Below are 24285 nucleotides of genomic sequence, written 5' to 3'. Positions count from 1 at the left end.
AACACAGCAGAGGAGACCAGCGTGACGATGCAGGCTTTTGAATTCCGGACGGTGCCGTCCATCCATGTGGAGTGGGGTGCCGCCGCGCGCCTGGGCGAGTGGCTCGCGGCGCGCCAGGCGCAGCGCAGCGTGCTGCTGGTGACCGACGCCGGCCTGGTGCGGCACGGCCTGACCGCGCCGATCGAGGCCAGCCTGCGGGCCGCGGGCTGCACCGTCACGGTATTCGACGACGTGGTGCCGGATCCGCCCGAGGCGACCCTGCACGCCTGCGTGGCCCAGGGCCGCGCCGCCGGCGCCGATCTCGTGCTGGGCCTGGGCGGCGGCTCGCCGCTCGACGTGGCCAAGCTGGCCGCCGTGCTGCTGGTCTCGGAGCAGCCGCTGTCCGCGCTGTACGGCATCGGCAACGTGCGCGGCGGCCGCCTGCCCCTGGTGCTGGTGCCGACCACCGCCGGCACCGGCTCGGAAGTCACCAATATCTCGATCCTGACCACCGGCGAGACCAGCAAGATGGGCGTGGTCGCGCCGCAGCTCTACGCCGACCACGTGCTGCTCGACGCCCGGCTCACGCTCGGGCTGCCGCGCCTGGCCACGGCGGCCACCGGCATCGACGCCATGGTCCATGCCATCGAGGCCTACACCGGGCGCCACAAGAAGAACCCCTTGTCCGACGCGCTGGCACGCGAGGCATTGCGCCTGCTCGGCGGCAACCTGCTGGCGGCCTGCCGCGACGGCGCCGACCGCGCCGCGCGCGAGGCCATGCTGCTGGGCGCCACCCTCGCGGGCCAGGCCTTCGCCAACTCGCCGGTGGCGGCCGTGCACGCGCTGGCCTATCCGCTGGGCGGCCATTACCACGTGCCGCACGGCCTGTCGAACGCACTGATGCTGGGGCCGGTGCTGCGCTTCAATGCACGCGCGGCGGCCGCGCTGTATGCGGAGCTGGCGGATGTGCTGGGGGTGCCTGCGGGTGCCGCCGGCACCGATGCGACGGCGCGCGCGGCGGCCTTCGTCGGCGCGATGGAGGCGCTGATGGACCAGAGCGGCGCGCCGCGCCGCCTGCGCGACGTCGGCGTCAGCGAGGACAGCCTGCCGATGCTGGCTGCCGACGCGATGAAGCAGACGCGCCTGCTGGTCAACAACCCGGTCGAAGTGAGCGAGGCCGACGCGCTGGCGCTCTACCGCGAGGCGTACTGACGCACGGGGCGGCACGCAAGGGCTGGCATGAGGCGGCACCGCATGCACCACGCGCACCACGCGCACCACGCGCACCACGCGCACCACGCGCACCGTGCCCGCGCCGGCGGCCCGTCGTTCCCCCTTGCGCCGGTCGCCGGGGGACTCAGTCGTCGCGCTCGTCGCCGGTGGGAAAGTGCACGCCGGCGCGGCGCGCGGCCAGCATGATGTGGCGCTGCATGGCTTGCTGGGCCTGGTCCGGCTGGCGTGCCGCGAGCGCCTCGATGATGGCGCCGTGCTCGGTGAAGGTGGCGGTGCGCGCGCCGCGGCGGTAGTAGGGCAGGCGCTGGCTTTCGCGCATCATCTCGGCGCTTTCGCGCAGGATCTCGCCGATCACCTGGTTGCCCGCGACCGTGACGATCAGCGCATGGAATTCATAGTCGAGCTGCGAGGCGACGTCGAAGGCGTCGGCCTCGATCGCCTGCTGCATCGCCTGCGCATTCTCGCGCAGGGCGGCGATCTCGCCGGCCGAGATCGCCTGCGCCGCCAGGCGCGCGGTCAGCCCTTCCAGCGCGAAGCGCAGCTGGTAGATGTCGATCAGCGAATGGGTGGCGGCGAAGCGCCAGGGCGGCGGCGTGCCGGCTTCGCCCGGCTCGGCCACGTAGACGCCCTTGCCCGGGCGCGATACCACGATGCCCTGCCCCTGCAGTGTCGAGATGGCTTCCCGCAGCGAGGCGCGGCTGATGCCGAGCCGGACCGCCAGCTCCCGTTGCGAAGGCAGCAGCGTGCCGGCGGGAAACACGCCATCGCGTACCCATTGCTGGATGAGGCTGACGGCCTGGTTGGCGACGGTGGAGAGCGGTCCGGTCATGCGGGGCAAGGGCGGTGGGGCAGGATGGGTTGGCGCGATTTTAGCCCACATCGCCGCGCGCCCGTGCCGCCGCGCGGCCCCCGGCGCGGCTACTTGTCGACCAGCCTGGCCGGCACGGTGTAGGTCAACAGCGCGCCGCACAGCAGGACCGCGGCGAGCACGTACATCGCGGCATCGGTGCTGTGCGTGGTGTCCTTGATCAGGCCGATCAGGTAAGGGCTCAGGAAGCCGGCGAGGTTGGCCACCGAGTTGATCAGGGCGATGCCGGCGGCGGCGCCCACGCCCGACAGGATGGCGGTGGGCAGGCTCCAGAACAGCGGCGAGGTGGCCAGGCTGCCGCCCGCGGCCAGTGCCAGCGCTGCCAGCGAAAGCGCGGTGTCGTGGCTGAACGCGGCGCTCAGCGCCAGCCCGGCGGCACCGCAGCAGAACGGCACGATCAGGTGCCAGCGGCGCTCGCGCAGGCGGTCGGAGCTGCGGCTGACCAGCAGCATCGAGCAGACCGCCACGCTGAACGGGATCGCGGTCAGCAGGCCCACGTGCAGCACGCTGTCGACGCCGGTCTGCTTGATCAGCGTGGGCAGCCAGAAGGTCAGGCCGTACTGTCCCATCACCGTGCAGAAGCAGATCAGCGTCATCTTCAGCACGCGCGTATCGGTGGCCACCATGCGCAGCGACATGTGGCCGGACTTCTGCGCGTTCTCGCTGGCGATGCCGCGTTCGAGCACGGCCTTCTCCTCGGCGCTGAGCCAGCGCGCGGACTGGATGCCGTTGTCGAGGTAGCGCAGCACGGCAAGCCCGGTCAGCAGCGAGGGTACGGCTTCGATCAGGAACATCCACTGCCAGCCGCGCAGGCCGTGGGTGTCGTGCATGGCCTGCATCACCCAGCCGGACAGCGGGCCGCCGAAGATCCCCGAGATCGGGATCGCGGCCATGAACAGCGCCACCATGCGTGCGCGCCGGTGCGAGGGAAACCAGTAGGTCAGGTACAGGATCATGCCGGGATAGAAGCCGGCCTCGGCCGCGCCCAGCAGGAAGCGCAGCGCGTAGAACTGGGAGGGGGTCTGCACGAACATCATCGCCGCGGAGATCAGGCTCCACAGGATCATGATGCGCGCGATGGTGGCCTTGGCGCCGATGCGGTGCATCAGCAGGTTGCTGGGCACTTCGAAGAAGAAATAGCCGATGAAGAAGAGGCCGGCCCCGAGTCCGTAGATCGACTCGCTGAACTGCAGGTCGGCCAGCATGCTGAGCTTGGCGAAGCCGACATTGACGCGGTCGAGATAGGCCACGACATAACAGAGCATCAGGAAGGGCATCAGGCGCCAGGCCACCTTGCGGTAAACGGCGTCCTCCTGCAGTTGCGCCATCGCGCTCGGGGTGGCGGTGCCTGCGGGCGCCGCCCGGCCGCTTGCGGTAGGGGTCACGGGTGTCTCCTTGGGTAGTTGATTTCGTCACGCGACGGATCCTGGCGCGGATCCCGGTGCACTAGTCGTACAGGTCAGACCAGTTCGGCGAATGGTAGGAGCCGGCCAGGCCCGTGTCAAGCATGCCGTGCCGCGCGCGGTGCTTCGTGAAGACCGGGAAGACCGGGAGGAGCCGCCATGCAGGCAAAATATCGGGGAAGTGCGGCGCGCAGGGGATGTCTTGTGCGGCTCGGCCCTTTGCCGCAGAATTCAGGCATGACTGGTCATACCAGTGGGGCGATCCCACAGGAACCAAGCCATTTGTCCAAGGAGTTGCCGATGTCTGCTTTCCGCCCGGCCGCCGCGCCGGATCCCTCGACCCTGCTGCGGGCCGAGCCGCTCACGCGTGCGGCCTTCGCGCCCTTCGGCGACGTGATCGAGCCGCGCGCTCCCGGCGATGCCGGCGCCTTCGACATCAACGGCGGCATGGTGCGCCGGCACCATGGCCTGGCGCGCGTGGAGGTCGGGCAGGGCCACGCATTGATCAACCTGTTCGAGGCCAGGCCCTATGCGTACCCGCTGGCGATCCGCATGCTGGAGCGCCACCCCCTGGGCAGCCAGGCCTTCCTGCCGCTGGACGGCCGGCCCTTCCTGGTGGTGGTGGCGCCACGCGGCGACACGGTCCGGCCCGAGGCCGTGCGTGCCTTCTTCTCCGATGGCGTGCAGGGGGTCAACTATCACGCCGGCGTGTGGCATCACATGCTGCTGGCGGTGGGCGCGCCCTCGCGCTTCGCCGTGGTCGACCGCGGCGGCGAGGGCGCCAACTGCGACGAGGTCACGCTGGCGCGGCCGCTCTGGCTGGCGCTGCCGGCCGCGCTGGCATCGGCCTAGCCTTCTTTCAGACTTCGCGCGTCATGCCTTTCAGGTCGATCCACTGGTCGAACTGCGCCTCGCTGACATGCCCGGAGGCGATCGCCGCCTCGCGCAGCGACAGGTTGCGCTTGACCGCCAGCTTGGCGATCTCGGCCGCCTTGTCGTAGCCGATATGCGGATTGAGGGCCGTCACCGGCATCAGGGAGCGCGCCAGCAGCTCGGCGATATGCTCCTCGTCCGCCAGCACCCCCGCCACCATATGGTCGGCGAAGCTCGCCACGGCATCGGCCAGCAGCGTGACGCTCTGCATCAGGCTGTAGATCAGCACCGGCTTGTACGCGTTCAGCTCCAGCGTGCCCAGCCCGTTGGCCAGCGTGATGGTGGTGTGGTTGCCGATCACGCGGCAGCACACCATCGCCAGCGCTTCGGCCTGGGTGGGGTTGACCTTGCCGGGCATGATGGAGGAGCCGGGTTCGTTGGCCGGCAGCTGCAGTTCGGCGAAGCCGGCGCGCGGCCCCGAGCCCAGCAGCATGAAATCGCGCGCGATCTTCAGGAAGGACGAGGCCGTGGTGTTGAGGGCCGCCGACAGGTCGGTCAGCGCGTCGTGGGCCGCCTGCAGCGCATAGCGGTTGGGCGCGGGCTCGAACGGCAGGCCGGTGTAGTCGGCCAGCGCCGTGGCGAAGGCGGCGGCGAAGCCGTGCGGTGCGTTCAGCCCGGTGCCCACCGCGGTGCCGCCCTGCGGCACCGGCATGGCGCGCAGCATGGCCTGCTGCAGGCGCGACTGCGCGTGCGCCGTTTGCGCCATGTAGCCGGAGAACTCCTGCCCCAGCGTCAGCGGCACGGCATCCTGCAGATGGGTGCGCCCGACCTTGACGATGTCGGCGAAGGCCTCGACCTTGCGGCCGAAGGCCTGCTGCAGCGTCTCCAGCGCGGGCAGCAGCTGGCGCTGGATGGCGCGCGTGGCGGCGATGTGCATCGCGGTCGGGAAGCTGTCGTTGGACGACTGGCTGGCATTGACGTGGTCGTTGGGGTGGACCGGCCGCTTGCTGCCGACCTCGCCGTCGAGCAGCTGGATGGCACGGTTGGCGATGACCTCGTTGAGGTTCATATTGGTCTGGGTACCCGAGCCGGTCTGCCAGACGGAGAGGGGGAACTCCTGCGCCCAGCGGCCCGCGATCACCTCCTCGGCCGCGCGCTCGATGGCCTGGGCCAGTTCCGGCGCCAGCACGCCGAGCTCGCGGTTGGCGCGCGCGGCGCACAGCTTGAGGATGGCGAAGGACTCGATCAGCGCCGGCGGCATCTTTTCCGTGCCGATGCGGAAGTTCTGGCGCGAACGTTCGGTCTGCGCGCCCCACAGGTGGTCGGCGGGTACCTGCACGTCGCCGAGGCTGTCCTGTTCGATGCGGAAGGCGGCGGGAGACTGCTGTTCGGACATGGATGGCTCCTTGTAAGGAAATCGGCCGCGCGGGAACGGCCGCAGGTAAGCGATGTCACTCTATACAAGGATATGCCGTGGCGTCGACGCCATGGTGATGGGGGCAGCGCCTGCTGCCGTGCATGCGCCGCATCGGAGTTGCGGCGCCCGCGCCATGTGGGCGGTGTGCCACCGGGATGCGGCGCCGGTGCACTACAATGCCGGCGTTGATGGCGCGTCGCCGCGCCGGCAGTCAGTCAAGGATCCGATATGGGTGAAGCCAAGAAGAGGGGTACGCCGCAAGAGCGTGCCGAACAGGCGCGCGCGCGCCTCGATGCGCTGCGGCCGGCGCAGCTGGTGTGTGGCGCGTGCAAGACCGCGTTCACGACGTTCGACGCCATCCCGGCTCCGGACCTGCGGGGCATCGATGCCGTCTTCGGCGGCCAGTGCCCGTCCTGCGGCAACGATGTGCTGATATTCAAGGGCGAACCGCAGGCCGTGGCCGACGCCATGCTGGCCTGGGAGAAGATGATGGGCGCCGATGCCAAGCTCGGCTACCAGTCCGACGACGGACGCCACATCGCCTTCGAGGACAAGGGCGAGGAACTGCACTGAGGCACTGAGGCACTGAGGCACTGAGCGCGGGCGACGCCGGGTCCGGCTCAGGCGCCGGCCAGTTCGTCCGGGCCGATCTCGTAGCGCCCGCGCCCGGCCGCCTTGGCGCGGTACAGCAGCACGTCCGCCGCGCGCAGCAGCTCGTGGTCGGCCATCGGGGCGCCGCGGTAGAGCGCCACGCCGATGCTGACGTCGACGTCGGCGACGATGCCGTTGATATGGAAGTGGCGCCCGACCGACTCGACGATGGCCTGCGCCACGCGCCGGGCCGCCGCGGCGCTGCCGAGGTCCTCGAGGATCACGGCGAACTCGTCGCCGCCCAGGCGCGCGACCGCGTCGCCCTGGCGCACGCAGCGCTGCACGCGCCGCGCGAAGGCCTGCAGCAGCAGGTCGCCGATGCCGTGGCCGTGGAAGTCGTTGACTGCCTTGAAGCGGTCCATGTCGAGGTAGCACAGCGCCATCAGGCGCTGCTGGCCGCGGCTGCGCGCCATGGCCTCCTGCAGGCGCTTCTCGAAACCGCTGCGGTTCAGCAGCTGGGTCAGGTGGTCCAGGCGCGAGATGCGCGACAGGCGCAGCGTCTCCAGCTTGCGCTGGGTGACGTCCATGACATGCACATGGACGCCCACCACCTGGTCGTTGCCCGCATTCCATTCCGGCCGCAGCTGGACCTCCAGGCAGCGATAGGACGGTTCGTTCTCCTCCAGCTCGAAGGTGGCGGCGGTGCCCGCCAGGGCCTGGCGCAAATGCGGCTCGACCACGCGGTAGCGTGACTCGCCTATCACTTCCCGGACCGTCATGCCGCGCAGCCGGTCGAGCGGGATGCCATAGGCATGCTCATAGGCCAGGTTGTTGAACAGGTAGCGCTGGTCGGTGTCGACGAACGCCAGCAGCGACGGCAGGGTGTCGGTGACGGCACGCAGCCGCCGCTCGTTGGCGTCGAGCAACTCGCGGCGGCGCTCCAGCTCGCGCATCAGCAGGCCGAAGGCGCGTCCGAGGTCGTGGATCTCGTCGCCGCCCTGCTGCGGCAGGCGCGCATAGGCGGCCGGGTCATGGGCGCTGTCGCGCACCACCTGGTGCAGGCGTGTCAGCGGCGCCAGCATGTGGCGCACCACCAGCCACATCAGCACCGCGCCGCAGCCGACCGCCGCCAGCAGCAGGTACAGCACCAGCAGTTCGAGCCGGTGCAGCGGCGCGAAGGCCTCCTGTGCCGGCAGCACCGCGACCAGTTCCCAGCCGGTGCTCGCCATCAGGTAGCGCGCGATGACGGGGCGCCGCGGCAGCAGGAACTCGAGGGCGCCGGCCCGGTTGGGGCTGCCGCAGGTATCGCCGATCGCATGCGCCGGCCGCAGGGTCAGCGCGCTGTCCGGATGCTGCACGTAGACCGGGTGCCTGCCGGCGGACACCAGGCAATAGTAGCCGCTGGTACCGAGGCGGCTATGTCCCAGCTCCACCAGGAAATTCGAGCGCGACAGGTCGAGCCAGCCGCCCACCAGGCCGCGGAAGGCGCCGTCGCGCGACAAGATGGGGACGCTGACCAGCACGCCGCTGCTGCCGTTCACGCGCGCGCGCAGCGGCGCGGACACGACCGGCTGCAGGGTGCGCGCCAGTTCGAGGAAATAGTCGCGGTCGCCGATGCCGACCAGCTCGCCGCTGCGGGTCAGCACGCGGCCCTGTGCATCGGCCACCACCACGCCGTCGAAGCTGGCCGGCACCGGGACGCTGCGCTGGGCCAGTTCGCGCAGCCGCGCCGGGCCCTCGTCGAGGTGGCCGGACAATTGCGCGGCCACGTGCTCGAGCAGCGTGATGCGGTCGTTCATCGAGGTGTCGAGCTGCTTGACGGCCAGCTCGACGATGGAGTCCTGCTGGTCCTGCAGCGCCTGCCGCACGTCGCGCTGGGCGAAATACAGCGAGGCCAGCGCAATGCCGGCGCTGAAGACCGTAGCGATCGCCACGGTGCTCAGCGCGATGCGTGTTTTCAGCGAAAGCGGTAGGAAGGTCATGCAGGCCGACGTTGGCGGAGCGCTGCAGACATCACACTGGATGCCGCGCAAACGAGAAACGTGCAGCAACAGCCGCAGTGACTACGCTAGCACATCCTGCTGGCAGTGGGAGCCCCGCGCCTCGCCGGGATCGTCGCCGCCACGCAGAAACGGGTACGCATGCCACGCCATGCCCCGCTCCGGCAATGCGCTGCGCCCGGCTCAGCCTTGTCAGCCTTATCAGCCTTATCAGCCTTGTGCGGCTTCGGAGGCGTCGCCGCGCGAATGCAGGCGGCGGTACAACTGGTCGAGCTGGGAGCGGCTGTTGCGCAACTCCTCGCGACCGCGTTCGGTGATGAGGTAGACGCGCCCGATGCCGTCGCGCAGCACGCTCTCGATATACCCATCCATCTGCAGCGCGCGCAGCAGCGGCCGGACGGAGCCGATATCCACCTGGAAGCCATACTCCATCAGCATGTCCGCGAGCATGGCCACGGTGGCCGGCACCTCGAACGCGAACTGGAGGACGTAGACTCGGGCTAGCAAGCCAAGGAACTGTCGTTTCATGACGCTGCAAACGCAGCATGTACGCCAACGGTTGACTTTGAATTATAGTTGTGAACCGTGCGCCGCATAGAGCGGCAAAAAAAGAAGCCGCCACGTCCGTGGCGGCTTGTCGGGAATGCGTCGGAGGGGTCAATTAACTCTGGCGCAGATCAGATTTTAAATCTGCTTAATACAGGTTGTCACCATCCTGTATCACACTCCCTTCTTCAGTGGGGGAGGAGTCCAGGGTCCCGCCCTCGCAAGGTGACAACCGCGCACATCGCGCCCGCATCCGGCGTCTTTCTCCTGCCGATCGCCGCATTTCCCTCTGGCGGGCAGGCCGGTTCGGCCGGGACTGGCCCCCGGCCCCAATCCTTGCATCATGCGCTGGCGGCCGGCGTGGGGAAATGTCCGAAATCAGCCAGCAAGCGGCTGCCAGCGGTGCTGTAATGGCAACACCGGGCAACTCCGGATTCCCACTGCCATCGACGCCTTTTCCCCCGCCATGACCGTCTCCGACCTCGCCCGCCTGCTGGCGCTATCCGCCATCTGGGGCGCCAGCTTCCTCTTCATCCGCATCGGCGCTCCCGTGCTGGGCCCGCTGACCGCGGCCTTCCTGCGCGTGCTGATCGGTGCCGTCACGCTGGCCGGCTGCCTGGTGCTGCTGCGCGTGCGCTGGGACATGCGGGGCAAATGGCCGGCGGTGATGGCCCTGGGCGTGATCAACTCCGGCATCCCCTTCGTCATGTACGCGGTGGCCGCGCTGTGGCTGCCGGCCGGCTATTCGGCCGTGTTCAATGCCATGACGCCGCTGATGGGAGTGCTGATCGGGACGCTGTTCTTCGCCGAACGGCTGACGCGTGCCAAGGCGCTCGGCGTGGTGCTCGGCGTGGCCGGCGTGGCGGTGCTGACGCGCAGCGGTCCCGTGGCCTTCACGGCGCAGGTGCTGCTGGGCGCGGCAGCCTGCCTGGTGGCGACCGCCTGCTACGGCCTGGCCGGCTTCCTGGCGCGCAAGTGGATCACGGCGCGCGGCGGCCTCGACAGCCGCCTGGTGGCGGCGGGCAGCATGGTGGGCGCCACGCTCTTCCTGCTGCCGTTCAGCGCCGTCTCGCTGTGGCAGCACAATACGCTGCCGCTGGCCGGGCCGACGGTATGGGGCGCGATGGTCGCCGTGGGCATGCTGTGTACCGCCATCGCCTACATCCTCTACTACCGCCTGATCGCCGACCTCGGTCCGGTGCGCTCGTTGACCGTGACCTTCCTGATTCCGCCGTTCGGCGTGGTGTGGGGGGCGCTGTTCCTGGGCGAGCGGTTGTCCTGGGCCCACCTGGCCGGCGGCGCGCTGATCGGCGGCGCCGTCTGGCTGGTGCTGCGGCCGGCCGCGCCGGTGGCGGCACCGTCCGCCGCGCGCAGCTGAGTGCCGGGCAGGGCGGCAGGGCGGGACGCCACCCCGCGTCGCGGGACCGTCGCCGAGACCGTCAGCGGAAGCGATAGGTCAGCGCGCCCATCGCGGTCCATTGCTGGCGCCGCTCGGTGATCGGGCTGGCGCCGGCATCGCCGCGCAACCGCGCGAAGGTCACCGCCCCCAGCGCCGACCAGCGGCGCGAGATGTCGTAGCTGACGATGGCGTTGGCGTGCCACTCGCGCAGCCCGGCCCCCACGCTGTACACCGGCAGGCCCGAATCCCGGCTCTGCTGCGCGTTCACGCCGAAGAAGGTGCGCATGTACTGCCCGTTGCCCCAGGTCACGCCCGGGCCCATCGTGAACAGCCATTTGCCGGCCGGCAGGCTGAACAGCACGTCGCCGTTGGCGATCAGGCCCTGCTTCTGGCCGCCGATGTCCTGCGCCAGGTCGGCCGACAGCGTGACGAAGGAGATCTGCGCCTGCGCGAAAGCGCGCGCGCGCACCGTCATCTGCACGTCGCCCAGGCCGTTCAGGCGCGCATCGTCGCGCGCGCGGCGCCAGGTGGGGTCGAGCTGGAAGTCGGCGCCGACCTGCCACACATCGTTGTTGAGCAGGTAGGCACCGAGGAAATCGAAGCCGCGCGAGAAGAAGCGCCCGGCGTAGTCGATGTCCTGGTAGACGATGGGATAGACCAGCGCGTGGCGCGAGCCGGGGAAGTCGGGCGCGACGTAGACGCCCGGGCCGGCGGCGATCTTCCAGTTGCCGGCGGGGGCGTCCGGTTTCGCCTCGGCCGGGGCATCGGCCTGTGCCGACGCCTGGCCGGACAGGAACAGGCCGCACAGCAGCAGGCCGGCGGCAAGCGCGCAGCGGCGCGGGGAAAAAGCAGGGAGCATGCGAGGGCGGGAAGGTCATGCCGCCGCGGCAGCGGCGCGCGGCGCCAATTCTAACCGCGCGCGCCCCGCCGCAGCGTCCCGCGTGCTTCAGGCAGCGCTGCCCGGTACGACGTTGTAGCGTTCGCGCATCAGCACGATCACGCGGCGGGCCCGCGGCAGGTCGCGCACCGCCTCCTCCTCGCCGCGCGCAGGGAAGTCGACCTCCGCGCTCCAGTTGCAGCCGGTATGGTCGGGGCGATGCACGCAGACCGCGCGCAACTCGCAGTCGCCGCAGCCGGGTACTTCGAGCAGGCATTGCGCCAGCATCTGCCTGAGTTCGGGGAGCGGCTTGCTGCTGCGGGCCATGGTGCAGCCTCCGATGGATGCGGGTGGCGGGGCGCGCCGGCCCCGGTCTTCAGTCCAGCGACTCGCGCGCGTGGCACGCCGGGCACAGGCCGTACAGCACCAGCATGTGCTCGCGCAGCGCGAAGTTCTTGGCCGAGGCCACCTCGCGCTGGCGCCGTTCGATGCCCTCGTCGGTGAACTCCTCGACGCGGCCGCAGCTCACGCAGATCAGGTGGTCGTGGTGGCCGCCCTCGTTGAGCTCGAACACCGCATGGTCGGACTCGAAGGTGCGGCGCACCAGGATGTTCGCCTGCACCAGCTGGTTGAGCACGCGGTAGATGGTCGACAGCCCGGCATCGAGGTCCTGCGACAGCAGCGCGCGATAGACCTCTTCGGCGCTCAGGTGGCGCTGGGTGCTGGCGCGGAACACCTCCAGCACGCGCATGCGCGGCGAGGTGGCCTTCAGGCCGGCGCGCTTCAGGTCGATGGGATCGGAGCTATCGGGTGGCATAAGCATGCGGCACAAGCCCGGCAAGGGCGGATGGCCGGGACGCCGCGCGGAGGCCTGGCAGACCACCGGGCCGCTGCGCGACGCCCCGAGCGGCGCGCGCCGTGGCAGGCACGGCGCGCAGGAATAAAAAGGCGGCCTGGCTTGTCGCCCGAGTAGCGACCGGATTGGCGGGTCTCATTGCCGCACCGGTCCTCTGACGACTGGCTACTGCCAAACGCTCCGCGTGACGGAGCGGTCCCCACAAAAGACGGTTGGGTGCGCCGCCGAGGGCGACGCTACCGGAATCCTGTTCGTTCGCGGCGCCGGCTTGGGGATGGAGGAGGACAGGGTTTGCCGCTGCCTTCCACCGCTTCCCTTGTGCTGCTTTCGCTTGCGCGCTGAACGATGGAACGCATTGTAAATGGGAATTAATCTCATTTCAAGCGGTTTTTTGGCGGATGGAAATCCCTTCCGCGTTCTCCCGCCGAGACTCCAGCGGATGCACCAGAGACATCGAGCCCACGCATAGGACGGCGAGCAGCAGCGCAGCGGCATAGAATCCAACCCCAAGGAGCACGCCCGTCGCGGCAACGGCCCAGACAGATGCAGCGGTCGTCAGGCCGCGGACGCGCATGCCGTCCTTCATGATGACCCCGGCGCAGAGGAAGCCGATGCCGGTGATGACGCCCTGGATGGTATGTGCCGGGTCTGCCTGGATGGGCGCTGTGGTGCCGCCGTACCAGAGCGGCGCGTGACCGACGGACACGGTCAGCGCGGTGGACGCCATGCAGACGAGCCCATAGGTGCGCATGCCGGCGGCACGACCGTTGTACGACCGCTCGTAGCCCACCAGCATGCCGAGCAGCAACGCGCCCACCAGGTTCAAGTCGATGAACGCGTTGGCGGCCAGGAAGCTACCGCTCCAATAGTGCTGCAGATCACCGAGCATGGGAGGTCCTGGTCAGGAAGCGAGCCAGTCGCTGAGCGAACGGAGGGTGTCCTCGCTCAATTCGCCCGTCGCTGCGGCAAGCCGCAGGCGGCCGAGCAGGTAGTCCAGCCGTGCTTGCACCACGTCCAATTCAGCGGCGAACACGCGCTGCTGCGCGTCGAGCACGTCGGGCTCGGTGCGGGTGCCAACGTCCCGGCCAAGGGTCGTCGCCGCCAGCGCGCTACGCGCCGACGTCAACGACTGCTCAAGTGCAGCGATACGCGACACGCCGGTCTTCACCGACAGAAACCCGTCCTGCACGCTCAGGCGCACATCGCGCCGGGCCGCAGCAAGCTGCTGCTCGGCCTGGCTCTTCTTCGCAACGGACTCCCGCTCGCGCGAGTCCAGTCCGCCGCCTGCGTACAGCGGAATGTTGACTTGCAACCCCACCGTCGCGGAGCGCGTATTGGCCGCAACCCAGGGAGCCAGATTGCCGCTCTGCCCTTGTGTGGTGTAACCCGCCACGAGCGATACGGTCGGGCGGCTGGCGAGACGGTACTTGTCGATCTCGGCGCCGGCAATGTCGAGTTCCGACTGCCGGGTCTTGACGAGGAAGCTCTGCTCTTCCCCCCTGGCCTGCCACGCCGCGAGATTGTCCGGCTCCGGCGGCCGTGGCACAAAGCGGGCCGCGAGCCCGCTTAGTTGATCGGGCGACGTGCCGACGATCTCCTGGAAGCGCGTGCGACGCTGCTCCAGCGCGGATTGCGCCGTCACTTCACGGCTCTCCACGCCGTCCAGGCGCGCCTGGGCCTCATGTAGGTCGGTGATCTTGCCCTGCCCGATGTCGAAGCGGGCCCTGGCGCGGTCGCGCTGCTGCCGCAGGGCCGCCTTCTCGGCCTGCACCACGCGTAGCGTCTCCTCGCCCAGTACCACGCCGAAGTAGGCTTCGGCCACACGCAGGGCGAGATCCTGGCGCGACTGGCCGAACTGTGTTTGCGCCAGGTTCGTCTGCTCGCGCAGTTGCTTCTTCGCCGCCACCGCGCCGCGGTCGTATATCGGCTGCACCAGCACTACGCCGGCCTGCCTCAAGGTGCCCGAAGTATTGGGCGAGATCAGCGACGCGCCGTCGTCAGCCGCGGACGCATGCGCCACGGTCCGGCCCACTCCCCCCTGCAATCTGACGCTGGGAAGCAGCAGGGCGCGGCCCTGCACGGCCTTCTCCTGCCCGGCCGTCAGCGCATCGTTCGCGGCAAGGGTTGTCGGATCATGCGCCAACGCCTGCTCATAGGCGCCCACGAGGTCGATCGCGCCGGAATCCCCGGCGCTCAGGAAAAGCATGCAGCCGAGGGCCACCTGTCCGGCCCGCAGGGCCATATTCAATCGCTTCATCACAATCACTCTCAACATCCGATCCGCGATCAGACGGTCGCGGGGCGCTTGGCCCGGTACCACGTCGCATACAAGGTGGGAAGGAACACGAGCGTCAGCACCGTGGCCACGGCGAGGCCGCCCATGATTGCCCACGCCATGGGGCCCCAGAACACAGAATGGGTGAGCGGCACCATCGCCAGGATGGCCGCCAGTGCCGTCAGCACGATCGGCCGCAAACGCCGCACCGCCGCCTCGACGATGGCCGTCCACAGCGGAACGCCGGCGCGCACGTCCTCGTCGATCTGCACGACCAGGATCACCGAGTTGCGGATGATCATGCCAGCGAGCGCGATGACACCGAGCATCGCAACGAAACCGAACGGAATCCGGAAGGCGGCCAGCACCACGCTCACACCGATCAGGCCGAGCGGCGCGGTCATCAGGACAATCGCCATCTTCTTCATGTCCTGCAACTGGATCATCAACAGCACGAGCACCGCGATAATGGTCAAGGGCATCACAGCAAACACTGAGCGTTGTGCCTTCGCGCTCGATTCCGCCGCACCGCCGATCTCAATGCCGTAACCGAGCGGCAGATCCTTCTCGAGGGCGTCGATCCTGGGCTGCAACGCACGCGTGACGTCGGGCGCCTGCGCCCCGGCGATATCGGCACGCACGGTCATCGTCGGCACGCGGTTGCGCCGCCACAGCTCACCTTCCTCGCTGGCGAGCGTGAGGCGGGCCACCTGCGAGACCGGCACGAACTTGCCGTCGCGCACATAGATCTTGGCGTCCTTCAGGTTGTTCAGGTCCGTGCGCTCCGCTGCGACGAGGCGCGATACAACGTCGATATCCTGGTCCTCCTCGCGGAACTGCGTGATCGGCGTGCCCGAGATCGATGCCTCCAGCGCCTGCTTGATCTGGCCTGAGCTGACGCCCAGCGCACGTGCCTTGTCCTGATCGACGTCGACCTGCACGCGCTTGATGCGCTCGCCCCAGTCCTGGTTGACCTGGCGCACGTGCGGCTCCTCACGCATGATGGCCGCCACCTTGTCCCCGATGGCACGGACCTTGTCGTTGTCCTGCCCGTACACGCGAAACTGCACCGGGTAACCGACAGGCGGACCGTTCTCGAGCCGGTTGACGCGGCCACGTACGTTGGGAAAGTCTTCCGCGAAGAGCTTCTCGAGCTTTTCCTTCACGCGCTCACGTGCCTCGCCGCCCTTGGTCATCACGATCATCTCGCCCAGGTTCAGGTTCGGCGTCTGTGCATCGAGCGGCAGGTAGAAGCGCGGCGCGCCATTGCCCACGAAGCTGGTCACCGCGGCGATGTCCGGATCGCCCTTGAGCATCGCATCGAGCTTGCGCACCTCGCTCTGGCTCGCCTCGAACGTCGAGGCCTCCGGCATCCACATGTCCACGATCAGCTCGGCCCGGTCCGATGCCGGAAAGAACTGCTGGGGCACTGCCTTGAACAGCACCAGCGCGCCCACGAACGCGGCGAGCGTGATGCCGAGCACCCACACGCGCTGTCTCAGGCAGAAATCGATGAAGCGGCGGAACTTGACATAGAAGCCGCGTTGGTAGACCGCCTCCTCGTCATGCGAGGCGTGCGCATGCGCCTTCAACAGCTTGAAACCGAGGTATGGCGTGAACAGCACGGCCACGATCCACGACAGCAGCAGCGAGATTCCCACCACCTGAAACAGCGAGTACACATACTCGCCGGTGCCGGACTTGGCGAAGCCGACCGGAAGAAAGCCCGCCGCCGTGATCAGCGTGCCGGTGAGCATCGGGAATGCAGTGGCCGTGTAGGCGTAGGTGGCGGCGCGGAACTTGTCCCAGCCCTGCTCGAGCTTCAGCGCCATCATTTCGACGGCGATGATGGCGTCGTCGACCAGCAGCCCGAGCGCGATGATCAGCGCACCGAGCGAGATGCGTTGCAGGTCGATCCCCATCACGTACATCGCCAGGAACGTCATGGCCAGCACGAGCGGGATGCTCAGTGCAACGACCAGTCCCGTCCGCAGGCCCAGCGACAGGAAACTCACCACGAGCACGATGACCACCGCCTCGGCGAGACTCTTCTTGAACTCGAAAACGGAATGCTCGACGATGCGCGGCTGGTCGCTGACCGCATGAATCTGCACCCCGACCGGCAGTGTGGACTCGATGCGCTTCACCGTTTCATCGAGCTTCGTGCCGAGCCGGATCACGTCGCCGCCCTTGCGCATGCTCACCGCAAGACCGATGGCCTCGTTGCCGTTGAAGCGCATCCGCGAGGTGGCCGGCTCCACGAAACCGCGACGTACATCAGCGATATCGCCCAGCCGGAAGGTACGCTGGCCGGCACGGATGCCGATGGCGCGGATGCCCTCGACGGAGTCGAACTCGCCGCTCACGTCCAGCCGCACCCGTTCGGCGCTGGTCTGCACCGTCCCGCCAGATGTCACCACGTTGGTTTGCGCCAGGGTCTGGGCAATCAGTGCCGGATCGATCCCCAACGAAGCGAGCTTGGCAGTGGAGACTTCCACATAGATACTCTGTTCCTGCTTGCCGACCAGGTCGACCTTGTTGACGTCGTCGACGCGAAGGAACTCGTTACGCGCGGCATCGGCGATCCGTCGCAGGTCGTCATAGTTGAATCCGTCGCCGGTGATGGCGTAGAGATTGCCGAACGTGTCCCCGAACTCGTCATTGAAGAAGGGCCCCTGCGTGCCCTGCGGCAGGGTTTGGCGGATGTCACCTATCTTCTTGCGGACCTGATACCACACACCCGGTACGGCGGAGCGCGGTACTTCCTCGCGCAGGTTGACCTTGATCTGCGTCTCCCCCGGCTTCACGTAGGTGGACGTATAGTCGATCTCCGCCACCTCCTGCAACTTGCGCTCAAGCTTGTCGGCAACCTGGTCGGCCATCTGCTGCGCGGAGCTTCCCGGCCAGTAGGCCTGCACCACCATCGTCTTGATCGTGAACTCGGGGTCTTCCTTCTGGCCCAGGCTGCCGTAGGCCAGCACCCCGGCCACCGACAACAGCAACAACAGGAATGCGATCATCTGCGGGTGCTTGAGCGCCCATTCGGACAGATTGACGCCTTTCACTTCGAACCTCCCGCCTGGGCCAGGGCCACCGCCTTCGCCACCTTCACCTGCTGGCCGGGCTGCAGCATATGCACGCCGGCGCTCACCACCGTCTCGCCGCCTGCCAGACCCGCCACCACAATGACGCTGTCGTTCTGCGCAGCGCCAAGCTTCACTTCACGCGCTGTCACCCGTGACGTCTTAGGGTCCACCACCCACACCTGGCGACCACGCTCGTGATCGACGATGGCGGTCAGCGGCACGCGCATCGCGCCACTGCCGTTCACGTCTGGAACCATGACGGAAGCGGTCATACCCAGACGCAGGAGGCTGGGATCGGCGTCAGCGTCCAGAATCGAAACGCGCGCAGAGTACGTGCGCGTGACGCTGTCAGCGTCCGGCGCAAGCTCGCGGAGCTTGCCGCTCCACGACTTTTCCGGATGTGCCCACACCGTGATCGTGAGCGTCGTGGCCTTGCGCAGTTCGTCTACGCGCGACTCGGGAATGCTGATCGACACCTCGCGCTCGCCGTCGGCCGCAACGGTGACAATCGACTGGCCGGCCGCCACCACCTGGCCGGCTTCCGCGTTGATGGCGCTGACCACGCCATCGCGGTCGGCCACGAGCGTGGTGAACCCGCGCATATTGGCGTTCAGTTGCTGGCGCGCCTGGGCCGAGCGCAACTGGGCTTCGGCCTGATTGAGCGCCAGGCGCTGCTGGTCCAGCTCGGCCTGCGAGGCAAAGTTCTGCGCCAGCAGTTGCTCGGTACGTTTCACGTCGACCCGTGCCTGGGCCACGCGGCTTCTCGCTGCATCGGCCTCGGCGCCAGCCGCCGCCACCTGCAACGTCTCCTGGGTGGGATCGAGCCGCAACAACGGCTGGCCGCGCTTGACATGGCTGCCCACTTCCACCATCCGGGCGACGACCTTGCCCGCCGTGCGGAATCCCAGCTGGCTTTCGTAACGCGCGCGAATTTCGCCCGAGTAGTTCGCGCCGACCGTGCCGTTGCTGCGCCCGACGACCACGGTCCGCACCGGTCTCACGTCCGTGTGTTCAGACGCGGGCTTCTTCGTGCACGCCGCCAGCAGGCTCGCTGCCGCGATGAGGGTGAGCACTGCTGCTCGATGATTCCTGTTCAATTTCTACGCTCCAGTGGGTCCGTCACTCGCCTGCGAGTCATCAGCGGTTCGCGCCACCGAGCCAATGCAACGGACTCGTTCTGGGCATCAGCGACAGCAGGCCTGTTCGGGCATTCGCCCTTCCCAAGAGCCCGAAATATACATCATACTGACTTGGATGTCAGGATGACGTACAATTTATTATGTTGTGGGTGATGCATCATCGGCAGGGCGCAAGCGCATGAGGCGGAGAAGGCGCGTGCGGCCCTGCCGATCGGTGCTCCCGAGGAGAGAACAGATCAATGACCGTGATAGAGAAGGGATTTGCCGCTGAAGGAGAGCCGTGGAAGGCGATCGACCATCGTCAGCGCGTTGCGGCCAGGCGGCGCCAGCGCATGCGTTCGCTGTTGCTGAGCAGCGCCTTGCAGTTGCTTGTGGAGAATCGCACCGCATCGCCTTCGATCGACGACATCATCGCCGCGGCGCAGGTGTCGCGCGGAACGTTCTACAAGTACTTTCCGTCGTCCGATGCGATCATGCGCGAACTGATCGGGAGGGTCGCCGAACAGTGGGTGCGAGTGGCCGACCCCATCGTGCGGAGCCATGACGATCCTGCCGAACACATCGCCATCGGCATACGCCTGGCCTCGATGCTGGCGGTACACCAGCCCGGCGTGGCGGGCATCCTGGGACAGTTCGGCTGGGCGGGTCAGCAGGCGCCGAATATGCTGGAATTTGTCCGCCGGGACATAGAAGAAGGGATGCGCCGCAATCGCTTCGCGCGCATGCCGGTCACGCTGGCCTTCAACATCGTGACGGGCGCGGCAATGAGTGCGATGCACCGCATGCTGGAGACCGAGTGCGCCGATGATTTTTCGGAACTTGCCGCCGCCGTGGCATTGCGCGCACTGGGCGTGGAAAGCGCGACGGCCGACGCCATATCGAGTTCGCCGCTAAGCGCGAACATCGTGCTGTTCGAGGACATGCTCGGCGAAACGATCAGCGACGCGTCATAGGCGCGGCGCGCGATCGCTAACTGTCGGCTTCGGCGAGCGCGGCGAGCCGCTGCTGCGCCGTCTTGAGGAGAGATTCCGGAGCCGCGACCAGCTTCGGCAGGGGTGCTGCGACCAGCTTTGCAGCGCTCGATGCCGGTGCGCCAAGCGCTCTCAACACCGCACGGACGATGCGCTCGGGATAATCCCTGGCCGTTCTGCCGTTAGCAATGCGCTGGACGGCGATCAGCACCGCGCCCGTCGCCAGGTCCAGTCCCACGTCGGCGGCGTCCTCGCCGAACGTGCCGCGCTTCACGCCTTCCTTGATATCCGTGGGCAGGTGTTCATAGATCGCGCTCTGCTTGCCGACGAGACTGAAACCCGTGCTGGAAAGAAACCGCGCCACCACCGGATAAGTGCGCACAAGGTGCAGATACAGCCGACCGGCGGTCGCAACGCGCAGCGCCGGATCCTCGACTTCGCCCACGACGCCATCGATCATCTGCACCATATCGTGACTGAGCGCATCGCTGACGGCCGCAAGCAGATCATCGTTGGTGCGGAAGTAGTTATAGAAGGAGCCCTGCGAGACCCCGGCCGCTGCGATGACCTCCGGAATCACGCTGGAGCCAATGCCCCGCTGCGCAAAGACGATCATCGCACTTTCGATGAGACGCCTGCGCATCCGCGCACGCCGTTCAGCAGCAACGCGTGGACGATGGTCTTGGAATTCGGGATCGGCGGACATCTTCGATAGGAGGAGCGAGCTTGTTTGACGGGCGATTATGGCACAGCGCGGGACGGCATCCTGCACGCCCGCGGCTCGCCCACGTCCTTTGTAAGATAATGTATGTCATCATGACAATTTAGTCAGTATGGAGCAGAATGCCGGACTTCATCGTCCTGCTCCCTGGATTCCTGCCGTGCATCAGCCCCCCCTGTCTCCGCTGCCTCCGCTGCCTCCGGGCCAGGATCGACATCGGCTGATCGCGTGCGAGCATTGCGACGCACTTCACGTCCGCACGGCAATGGAGACGGGGGAACGGGCCATCTGCCGGCGCTGCGGCGCGGAGTTGTATCGCGACAGTACGCGGGCCTACCGCCGCCTGCTGCCGCTCGTCGTGACGGCCGTGGTCCTGTTGTTGATCTCCAACATGTACCCGATCGTCGCCATGGACCTCAAGGGCACGCGCATGGAGACCACCCTGTGGGGCGCGATACAGGTGCTCTACACGGACGACATGCCGCTGGTGGCCCTGCTCGTGTTCGCCACCACGCTCCTGCTGCCGTTGGCCGAGCTGCTCATGATGGGCTTCCTGCTCGTGCCGATGGCCCGGCACCGCAAGCCGCGCGCGTTCCATCGCATCGCGCGCGCCATCCTGCTGACCCGCCCTTGGGGCATGATCGAGGTGTTCATGATCGGGGTGCTTGTCACGCTGGTGAAACTCTCTACCGTCGCGCAGGTGCTGCCGGGCGTGGCGCTCTGGTCGTTCGGCGCACTGGTGGCGGTCCTCGCCGCCATCCTGTCGTTCCCCCCGTGCGACCTCTGGCACCATCTGGCACCACCTCGATGTGCGCGGGACGGACAGGGTGCCAGCCGCCCCCCGGATACCGCGTCATGAGCGCGCACCGGCCGCACCACCCGACCGCGACCGCGCAGGGCCTGCTGGCGTGCCATGCGTGTGCTCTGCTCAGTCCGATGGCGCTGGCAGGAGCTCCCTGTCCGCGCTGCGGCGCTGTACTGCATCGTCGAAAGCCCGCCAGCATGACCCGTGCCTGGGCCTTTCTGCTGTCCGCCTACCTGCTCTATATCCCGGCCAACCTGCTGCCGATCATGGTGACGCAGTCCATCTTCGGCACCCAGCACGACACCATCCTGTCAGGCGTGGTCTATCTGTGGCTGTCGGGCTCGCACCTGCTGTCTCTGGTCGTGCTGATCGCCAGCGTCGTCGTCCCGCTGTTGAAGATGATGATCCTGACGCTGCTGTTACTGACGGTGCGCCGCCGCTCAACCTGGCGCATCCGGGAGCAGACCAGGCTCTACGCGCTGGTCGAAGTCATCGGCCGGTGGTCCATGCTCGACATCTTCGTGGTGGCACTGCTGGCATCGCTGGTACGGGCCGGGGCGCTCGCCACCATCACCCCAGGGGCCGGCGCCCTGGCCTTTGCCGCGGTGGTCGTACTGACCATGCTCGCATCATTGAGTTTCGATCCCCGCCTGCTGTGGGATACCTTCGATTCGCCGCCCCATTCCCTCGATTCTTCGCAAGCCGACCATGCCGGAACACATTGATCCTCCCACGCCGCAAAGCATACCGCTGCCGGACCGCAGGCCGCCCGCGCGCTGGCTGCCTTCGCTGGTCTGGCTGATTCCCATCGTTGCCGCGGTGGTCGGACTTTCGCTGCTGATCCACACACTGACGTCGCGCGGGCCGGAAATCACCGTCACATTCCACACCGCGGAAGGCCTGACGCCCGGTAAAACCCCCGTGCGCTACAAGGACGTCGATATCGGCCTGGTCAAAGCGGCACGGCTGGCGGCGGACCGCTCTCATGTGATCGCGACCATTGAACTGACAAAGGACGCCAGGAACTTCGCCGTGGCCGATACACGTTTCTGGGTGGTACGGCCGCGCTTTGCCATCAGCGGCGTGTCGGGGCTGGAGACGCTGCTGTCCGGCGCCTATATCGGCGTGGATGCGGGCAAGTCTGCCGAGACGGCGCACAGCTTCACCGGGCTCGAAGTCCCACCCGTCATCACCACCGATGCCTCGGGCAGGCAGTTCGTGCTCCGTGCGCAAGACCTGGGCTCGCTCGACATTGGCTCGCCGGTCTACTATCGTCGTGTGCCAGTCGGCCATGTAGTGGCCTACCAGCTCGAGCCGAACGGCCGCGACATCACGCTGCGGGTCTTCGTCAACAAGCCCTATGACAAGCTCGTCTCCGCCGATACGCGCTTCTGGCATGCCAGCGGCGTCGACCTCAAGCTCGACGCGAACGGGCTGAAGCTATCCACGCAGTCGCTGGTCACCGTGATGCTTGGCGGCGTGGCATTCCAGGCCCCGGAGCGCTCGGCCGCGCATACCGCAGCCGCGGAGAACACCGAGTTCCTGCTGGCGGCCGACCAGTCCGAAGCCATGAAGGAACCGGAGGAGCTCGCCCCCGCGCTGGCAGTCCTCAACTTTGATCAGTCGGTGCGCGGCTTGTCGCCCGGCGCGCCTGTCGATTTCCGCGGCGTGACGGTCGGGCAGGTACGCTCGATCGGTATCGAATACCAGCGTGACAAGAAAGCCTTCCGCATGCCCGTGGTGGTGGAGCTATATCCGTCCCGCATGGGCCTGCGCGAGAAAGACGTGGCCGACGACACACGCAAGCTTGCCATCGTGCACAGCCTGGTACAGCGCGGCATGCGTGCGCAGCTGCGCACCGGCAACCTGCTGACCGGCCAGCTATACGTGGCACTCGACTTCTTTCCCAAGGCGCCTCTGCCCGATGAGCTTGACCTGAACGCGTCGCCTCCACAACTCCCGACCACGCCGGGCACCTTTGACGAACTGCAGGCCAAGCTCGGTGACATCGTGACCAAGATCGGCAAAGTCCCGTTCGACCAGATCGGCCAGGACGCGCGCACGGCGATGGTGTCGATGAACAGGATGCTCGTCAACGCGGACAAGCTCGTGGCACAGGTCAATGGCGATGTGGCGCCGCAGGTGCTGGCGGCGCTGGAGGATGCGCGTCGCACGCTCGCCACGGCCAATGGCGCGCTGGCGCCCGACGCATCACTGCAGCAGGACACACGGCGGATGATGCAGGAACTCACACGAACTGCCGCTTCGCTGCGCACGCTCACCGACTATCTCGAACGGCATCCCGAAGCGCTCCTGCAAGGAAAGAGGGAAGAGAAATGATGACACGCCTGACCCTGCTGTTTCCACCTGCCCTCGCGGCTGCGGCCCTGATGAACGGCTGCGCGTCGCCCGAGCCGCATTACTACACGCTGGCGGCCAGCCCGGCCAAGGCCGCGGCGGCCGTGACCGGGCGGGCCAGCCGGACCGGCGGGCCACTATGGATCGAGGTCACGCCAGTGCGTGTGCCGGAGCGCCTGAATCGCGCTCAGTTGGTGGTGCGTGACGGCACCGGCAGCGTTGTCGAGCTGCTCGACACATCGCACTGGGCGTCTTCATTGCCGGACGAGCTACGCGATGCGCTGTCGCAGCACCTGCAATCGAGTCTTGATGCGGTGGATGTCTATCAGCACGGCCTGTCGGCGGCGCAGCCCGCGTTCCGCGTGACAACCGAGGTGGTCAGCCTTGACGCCGATGTGGGCAAGCGGGCCGCGGCAACGATCACCTGGACCGTGCGGCGACTTCCGGACGGCAAAGTCCTGAGCGGCCGCACTGAAATGGAAGTGCCGGCACCGGGGCAGGTGGACGGCGTGGTGAATGCGTACCGAGAGATCCTCGCCGCAACCGCGACCAACATAGCCGCCAGCGTGCAGTCCCTTGAGCGCTAGACATGAAACACCGCGCACCATGTGTACGGCGAAGCGGGCGGCGAGCCCGCTTTTTTCATATCTGTCTGCTAACGAAATACTCGCTCTGCGGTTGCCGGATCCTGCGCCAACTGCCGTCGGTCAATGAGGCGGAGTCGGGCTTGTGAACCTTGGTCCGCTCGCGTTGGCTCGCGCATCCCGCGTGAACGCCTTGGCCCTGCAGGCACGGTGCTGGACCGGAACCGAATCCGTCGACCTTGACCCTGGCGGCGCGCGCTTGAACAAGCGAGCGAGGATATTGATGCAGCGACCGGCAGTCCCT

The 24285-nt window shown here is 67.6% G+C and carries 22 protein-coding genes; 9 read left to right on the top strand and 13 right to left on the bottom strand.

Annotation, left to right across the window (positions count from 1 at the left end):
• The first annotated feature begins 27 nt into the window (after positions 1-27).
• Positions 28-1191: an iron-containing alcohol dehydrogenase gene (locus BKK79_RS25160; RefSeq protein WP_198173420.1), complete on the top strand. Its 1164-nt coding sequence runs from the start codon at positions 28-30 to the stop codon at positions 1189-1191.
• 145 nt (positions 1192-1336) lie between these two features.
• On the opposite strand, the gene BKK79_RS25155 is transcribed toward BKK79_RS25160, so the two are convergent.
• Together BKK79_RS25155 and BKK79_RS25150 are read right to left on the bottom strand one after the other, a co-directional pair.
• Positions 1337-2041: a FadR/GntR family transcriptional regulator gene (locus BKK79_RS25155; RefSeq protein WP_071017699.1), complete on the bottom strand. Its 705-nt coding sequence runs from the start codon at positions 2039-2041 to the stop codon at positions 1337-1339.
• Positions 2042-2130: 89 nt separating this feature from the next.
• Entirely contained in the window at positions 2131-3408 is a 1278-nt protein-coding gene (locus tag BKK79_RS25150) for an MFS transporter (RefSeq protein WP_084085154.1), read from the bottom strand.
• Between the two features lie 375 nt (positions 3409-3783).
• Between BKK79_RS25150 and BKK79_RS25145 the strand changes: the two genes are divergently transcribed.
• Entirely contained in the window at positions 3784-4335 is a 552-nt protein-coding gene (locus tag BKK79_RS25145) for an ureidoglycolate lyase (RefSeq protein WP_071039159.1), read from the top strand.
• 7 nt (positions 4336-4342) lie between these two features.
• Here the strand turns inward: BKK79_RS25145 and fumC are convergent, their stop codons facing one another.
• Positions 4343-5752 (bottom strand): class II fumarate hydratase, encoded by a 1410-nt coding sequence (gene fumC, locus BKK79_RS25140; RefSeq protein ID WP_071017705.1) that lies wholly within the window; start codon positions 5750-5752, stop codon positions 4343-4345.
• 249 nt (positions 5753-6001) lie between these two features.
• Between fumC and BKK79_RS25135 the strand changes: the two genes are divergently transcribed.
• Positions 6002-6346, top strand: coding sequence for a hypothetical protein (locus tag BKK79_RS25135; RefSeq protein ID WP_071017707.1), 345 nt, complete (start codon positions 6002-6004; stop codon positions 6344-6346).
• A 47-nt stretch (positions 6347-6393) separates the two neighbouring features.
• On the opposite strand, the gene BKK79_RS25130 is transcribed toward BKK79_RS25135, so the two are convergent.
• Positions 6394-8346 carry a sensor domain-containing diguanylate cyclase gene (locus BKK79_RS25130; RefSeq protein ID WP_071039158.1) on the bottom strand — a complete coding sequence of 651 codons (1953 nt, stop codon included), beginning with the start codon at positions 8344-8346 and terminating at the stop codon, positions 6394-6396.
• 228 nt (positions 8347-8574) lie between these two features.
• Complete coding sequence (locus BKK79_RS25125; RefSeq protein WP_071039157.1) at positions 8575-8892, bottom strand: PadR family transcriptional regulator; 318 nt, start codon at positions 8890-8892, stop codon at positions 8575-8577.
• A 484-nt stretch (positions 8893-9376) separates the two neighbouring features.
• On the opposite strand from BKK79_RS25125, the gene BKK79_RS25120 reads away from it, so the two are divergent.
• Entirely contained in the window at positions 9377-10288 is a 912-nt protein-coding gene (locus BKK79_RS25120; protein ID WP_071017713.1) for a DMT family transporter, read from the top strand.
• Positions 10289-10349: 61 nt separating this feature from the next.
• Here BKK79_RS25120 and BKK79_RS25115 read toward each other — a convergent pair whose 3' ends face one another.
• The 7 genes from BKK79_RS25115 to BKK79_RS25085 all read right to left on the bottom strand — a co-directional run bounded on the left by BKK79_RS25115 (position 10350) and on the right by BKK79_RS25085 (position 18476).
• On the bottom strand, positions 10350-11168 hold the full coding sequence (locus tag BKK79_RS25115) for a MipA/OmpV family protein (RefSeq protein ID WP_083384334.1): 819 nt from the start codon (positions 11166-11168) through the stop codon (positions 10350-10352).
• 87 nt (positions 11169-11255) lie between these two features.
• Positions 11256-11513, bottom strand: coding sequence for a hypothetical protein (locus BKK79_RS25110; RefSeq protein ID WP_071017715.1), 258 nt, complete (start codon positions 11511-11513; stop codon positions 11256-11258).
• A gap of 49 nt (positions 11514-11562) precedes the next feature.
• On the bottom strand, positions 11563-12009 hold the full coding sequence (gene fur, locus BKK79_RS25105; RefSeq protein WP_071017717.1) for a ferric iron uptake transcriptional regulator: 447 nt from the start codon (positions 12007-12009) through the stop codon (positions 11563-11565).
• A gap of 412 nt (positions 12010-12421) precedes the next feature.
• Positions 12422-12931 carry an MgtC/SapB family protein gene (locus tag BKK79_RS25100; protein ID WP_335582942.1) on the bottom strand — a complete coding sequence of 170 codons (510 nt, stop codon included), beginning with the start codon at positions 12929-12931 and terminating at the stop codon, positions 12422-12424.
• A 12-nt stretch (positions 12932-12943) separates the two neighbouring features.
• Positions 12944-14299 carry a TolC family outer membrane protein gene (locus BKK79_RS25095; RefSeq protein WP_071040359.1) on the bottom strand — a complete coding sequence of 452 codons (1356 nt, stop codon included), beginning with the start codon at positions 14297-14299 and terminating at the stop codon, positions 12944-12946.
• Positions 14300-14328: 29 nt separating this feature from the next.
• Positions 14329-17382 carry an efflux RND transporter permease subunit gene (locus BKK79_RS25090; RefSeq protein WP_071017719.1) on the bottom strand — a complete coding sequence of 1018 codons (3054 nt, stop codon included), beginning with the start codon at positions 17380-17382 and terminating at the stop codon, positions 14329-14331.
• Positions 17379-18476, bottom strand: coding sequence for an efflux RND transporter periplasmic adaptor subunit (locus BKK79_RS25085; protein ID WP_232346444.1), 1098 nt, complete (start codon positions 18474-18476; stop codon positions 17379-17381). Before BKK79_RS25085 ends, BKK79_RS25090 begins: the two co-directional genes overlap by 4 nt.
• A gap of 305 nt (positions 18477-18781) precedes the next feature.
• On the opposite strand from BKK79_RS25085, the gene BKK79_RS25080 reads away from it, so the two are divergent.
• Positions 18782-19495 (top strand): TetR/AcrR family transcriptional regulator, encoded by a 714-nt coding sequence (locus BKK79_RS25080; protein ID WP_071017723.1) that lies wholly within the window; start codon positions 18782-18784, stop codon positions 19493-19495.
• A gap of 16 nt (positions 19496-19511) precedes the next feature.
• On the opposite strand, the gene BKK79_RS25075 is transcribed toward BKK79_RS25080, so the two are convergent.
• Positions 19512-20219: a TetR/AcrR family transcriptional regulator gene (locus tag BKK79_RS25075; protein WP_231908193.1), complete on the bottom strand. Its 708-nt coding sequence runs from the start codon at positions 20217-20219 to the stop codon at positions 19512-19514.
• 127 nt (positions 20220-20346) lie between these two features.
• On the opposite strand from BKK79_RS25075, the gene BKK79_RS25070 reads away from it, so the two are divergent.
• Genes BKK79_RS25070 through BKK79_RS25055 form a run of 4 tightly spaced genes read left to right on the top strand, consistent with a single transcriptional unit; the run spans position 20347 to position 23984 of the window.
• Positions 20347-21093, top strand: coding sequence for a paraquat-inducible protein A (locus BKK79_RS25070; protein WP_084085152.1), 747 nt, complete (start codon positions 20347-20349; stop codon positions 21091-21093).
• Positions 21090-21764 carry a paraquat-inducible protein A gene (locus BKK79_RS25065; protein ID WP_071039155.1) on the top strand — a complete coding sequence of 225 codons (675 nt, stop codon included), beginning with the start codon at positions 21090-21092 and terminating at the stop codon, positions 21762-21764. The genes BKK79_RS25070 and BKK79_RS25065 overlap by 4 nt, the downstream gene beginning before the upstream one ends.
• Positions 21748-23379: a PqiB family protein gene (locus tag BKK79_RS25060; RefSeq protein WP_071017729.1), complete on the top strand. Its 1632-nt coding sequence runs from the start codon at positions 21748-21750 to the stop codon at positions 23377-23379. Before BKK79_RS25065 ends, BKK79_RS25060 begins: the two co-directional genes overlap by 17 nt.
• Entirely contained in the window at positions 23376-23984 is a 609-nt protein-coding gene (locus BKK79_RS25055) for a PqiC family protein (protein ID WP_071039154.1), read from the top strand. Before BKK79_RS25060 ends, BKK79_RS25055 begins: the two co-directional genes overlap by 4 nt.
• Positions 23985-24285: the final 301 nt, after the last annotated feature.

This window comes from Cupriavidus sp. USMAA2-4, from assembly GCF_001854305.1.
Taxonomy (GTDB): domain Bacteria; phylum Pseudomonadota; class Gammaproteobacteria; order Burkholderiales; family Burkholderiaceae; genus Cupriavidus; species Cupriavidus malaysiensis.
Note: the sequence above shows the minus strand (reverse complement) of the source record. Positions and strands in the feature narration are given on the sequence as shown.

Bases quoted from the DNA above. Each gene is read 5' to 3' on its own strand.
- BKK79_RS25150 (WP_084085154.1), bottom strand. From the start codon at position 3,408: ATGGCGCAACTGCAGGAGGACGCCGTTTACCGCAAGGTGGCCTGGCGC.
- BKK79_RS25065 (WP_071039155.1), top strand. From the start codon at position 21,090: ATGAGCGCGCACCGGCCGCACCACCCGACCGCGACCGCGCAGGGCCTG.
- BKK79_RS25160 (WP_198173420.1), top strand. From the start codon at position 28: ATGCAGGCTTTTGAATTCCGGACGGTGCCGTCCATCCATGTGGAGTGG.
- BKK79_RS25155 (WP_071017699.1), bottom strand. From the start codon at position 2,041: ATGACCGGACCGCTCTCCACCGTCGCCAACCAGGCCGTCAGCCTCATC.
- BKK79_RS25125 (WP_071039157.1), bottom strand. From the start codon at position 8,892: ATGAAACGACAGTTCCTTGGCTTGCTAGCCCGAGTCTACGTCCTCCAG.
- BKK79_RS25095 (WP_071040359.1), bottom strand. From the start codon at position 14,299: ATGAAGCGATTGAATATGGCCCTGCGGGCCGGACAGGTGGCCCTCGGC.
- BKK79_RS25115 (WP_083384334.1), bottom strand. From the start codon at position 11,168: ATGCTCCCTGCTTTTTCCCCGCGCCGCTGCGCGCTTGCCGCCGGCCTG.
- BKK79_RS25145 (WP_071039159.1), top strand. From the start codon at position 3,784: ATGTCTGCTTTCCGCCCGGCCGCCGCGCCGGATCCCTCGACCCTGCTG.
- BKK79_RS25070 (WP_084085152.1), top strand. From the start codon at position 20,347: ATGGAGCAGAATGCCGGACTTCATCGTCCTGCTCCCTGGATTCCTGCC.
- BKK79_RS25110 (WP_071017715.1), bottom strand. From the start codon at position 11,513: ATGGCCCGCAGCAGCAAGCCGCTCCCCGAACTCAGGCAGATGCTGGCG.
- BKK79_RS25120 (WP_071017713.1), top strand. From the start codon at position 9,377: ATGACCGTCTCCGACCTCGCCCGCCTGCTGGCGCTATCCGCCATCTGG.
- BKK79_RS25075 (WP_231908193.1), bottom strand. From the start codon at position 20,219: ATGTCCGCCGATCCCGAATTCCAAGACCATCGTCCACGCGTTGCTGCT.
- BKK79_RS25130 (WP_071039158.1), bottom strand. From the start codon at position 8,346: ATGACCTTCCTACCGCTTTCGCTGAAAACACGCATCGCGCTGAGCACC.
- fumC (WP_071017705.1), bottom strand. From the start codon at position 5,752: ATGTCCGAACAGCAGTCTCCCGCCGCCTTCCGCATCGAACAGGACAGC.
- BKK79_RS25100 (WP_335582942.1), bottom strand. From the start codon at position 12,931: ATGCTCGGTGATCTGCAGCACTATTGGAGCGGTAGCTTCCTGGCCGCC.
- BKK79_RS25055 (WP_071039154.1), top strand. From the start codon at position 23,376: ATGATGACACGCCTGACCCTGCTGTTTCCACCTGCCCTCGCGGCTGCG.
- fur (WP_071017717.1), bottom strand. From the start codon at position 12,009: ATGCTTATGCCACCCGATAGCTCCGATCCCATCGACCTGAAGCGCGCC.
- BKK79_RS25060 (WP_071017729.1), top strand. From the start codon at position 21,748: ATGCCGGAACACATTGATCCTCCCACGCCGCAAAGCATACCGCTGCCG.
- BKK79_RS25135 (WP_071017707.1), top strand. From the start codon at position 6,002: ATGGGTGAAGCCAAGAAGAGGGGTACGCCGCAAGAGCGTGCCGAACAG.
- BKK79_RS25080 (WP_071017723.1), top strand. From the start codon at position 18,782: ATGACCGTGATAGAGAAGGGATTTGCCGCTGAAGGAGAGCCGTGGAAG.